This is a genomic window from Psychromonas hadalis ATCC BAA-638, assembly GCF_000420245.1.
Taxonomy (GTDB): Bacteria; Pseudomonadota; Gammaproteobacteria; order Enterobacterales; family Psychromonadaceae; genus Psychromonas; species Psychromonas hadalis.
This window is the reverse complement of the sequence record NZ_ATUO01000337.1, coordinates 1-1,205: the sequence shown is the minus strand read 5'-3', so window position 1 is coordinate 1,205 and position 1,205 is coordinate 1. Positions and strand designations below refer to the sequence as shown.

Here is a 1,205-nt window from a genome sequence, read left to right as displayed (position 1 = left end):
AATGTTTAACACTACTATATTGGCTCATTTGAAGCCGTAAGTGGAGTGGAGAGGGTCCATACCATTAATCCGCCTAAGTAACTGATCGTTTTTACGGGTTTAAATGACTAATACCTGCGTTGTATTCAATCGCAATCGCCTGTTGCTCTATTTGACTTCGTCAAACAGTACGCAGTACAAAACAAATGACCGTTTTGCTTATTACTCAATCATACGTTTTGACCTTAGCAATTTACCCTACGTAAAACCTGATCATTATATTAAGCAGAATGTACTCCTAATGTAAAACAGGAGTATTTTCCTCTTCCAACTGACAACCTTCACATTAGCCACAGCCCCCTTCTTGCAAATCTTCAGGCAAGTTTTTATTATCATGTTTTTGCATAAAATGAACATGCTCGCTGATCAACGCATCAGAATACACCTTCCAGCCATCTTGTTGCTTTGCTGATAATACTCAAGCAATGTCACGATTGTTGTGTCTAATACTTTGACTGCAGAGTGACGAGTGAGGTCTGTAAGCGGTTGCTGATCTGTGAACTGCTGAATCTGAATATGTGCAAGTAGATGATAATGAAACGCATCATCCGCTCGGTCTTGAAATTGGCAAGCACGCGCAAGGTTATAACACGCCGTCATATACAAACGCGCGCTGTGTTCATAAAATGCACTTAGACTCAGGTCATCAATCAACTTTTGCGCTTCCGTTAACGCACGAACATAACTTGTTTCGGCCTCAGCATACTCACCGTTTGTGCTTCCTCTGTTAACGATTGCCAATGCTCAAGTGAAAATTGTCCTACTGAAAAAGATTGCATATTATTTCCCTAGTCAGCTAATAAGCGTACAAAATGGTTATGATTAACCTGCCTTGCTTGGCTGACTTGATGCCCACTTTGAGCACGTACCGTTTCAGCGTGTGAAGAGAAATCTAAATCTTGCTCAATCACCTCTCTAAACTTAATTTCCGGATCCAGCACTGCAGAAATTAATAGCTTGGTATAAGGATACTGGGGGATTGTTAATCACCTCGTTAGTATCACCCCACTCAACAATTTGCCCTTTGTACATCACCGCGGTTTCTTCCGCAATATAGTGCGCCGTAGCTAAGTCATGGGTAATATATAAAAACGCCATGTCATATTCGCTTTTCATGCGTTTCATGGTGTCTAATACCATTCCGCATAATATTGTGATCAGGGCTT

The 1,205-nt window shown here is 41.1% G+C and carries 2 protein-coding genes and 1 pseudogene; all 3 read right to left on the bottom strand.

All coding sequences use genetic code 11. The features are described 5' to 3' along the window. Positions 1-405 precede the first annotated feature (405 nt). Positions 406-780 (bottom strand): hypothetical protein, encoded by a 375-nt coding sequence (locus G322_RS0119410; RefSeq protein WP_022943304.1) that lies wholly within the window; start codon positions 778-780, stop codon positions 406-408. A gap of 47 nt (positions 781-827) precedes the next feature. After that, the gene (locus G322_RS24655; protein WP_022943303.1) at positions 828-950 is read right to left on the bottom strand and encodes a hypothetical protein; all 123 of its coding nucleotides are present in this window, start codon (positions 948-950) and stop codon (positions 828-830) included. Between the two features lie 10 nt (positions 951-960). Then, a pseudogene (locus G322_RS22530) lies at positions 961-1,205 on the bottom strand (hypothetical protein); the annotation flags it as partial.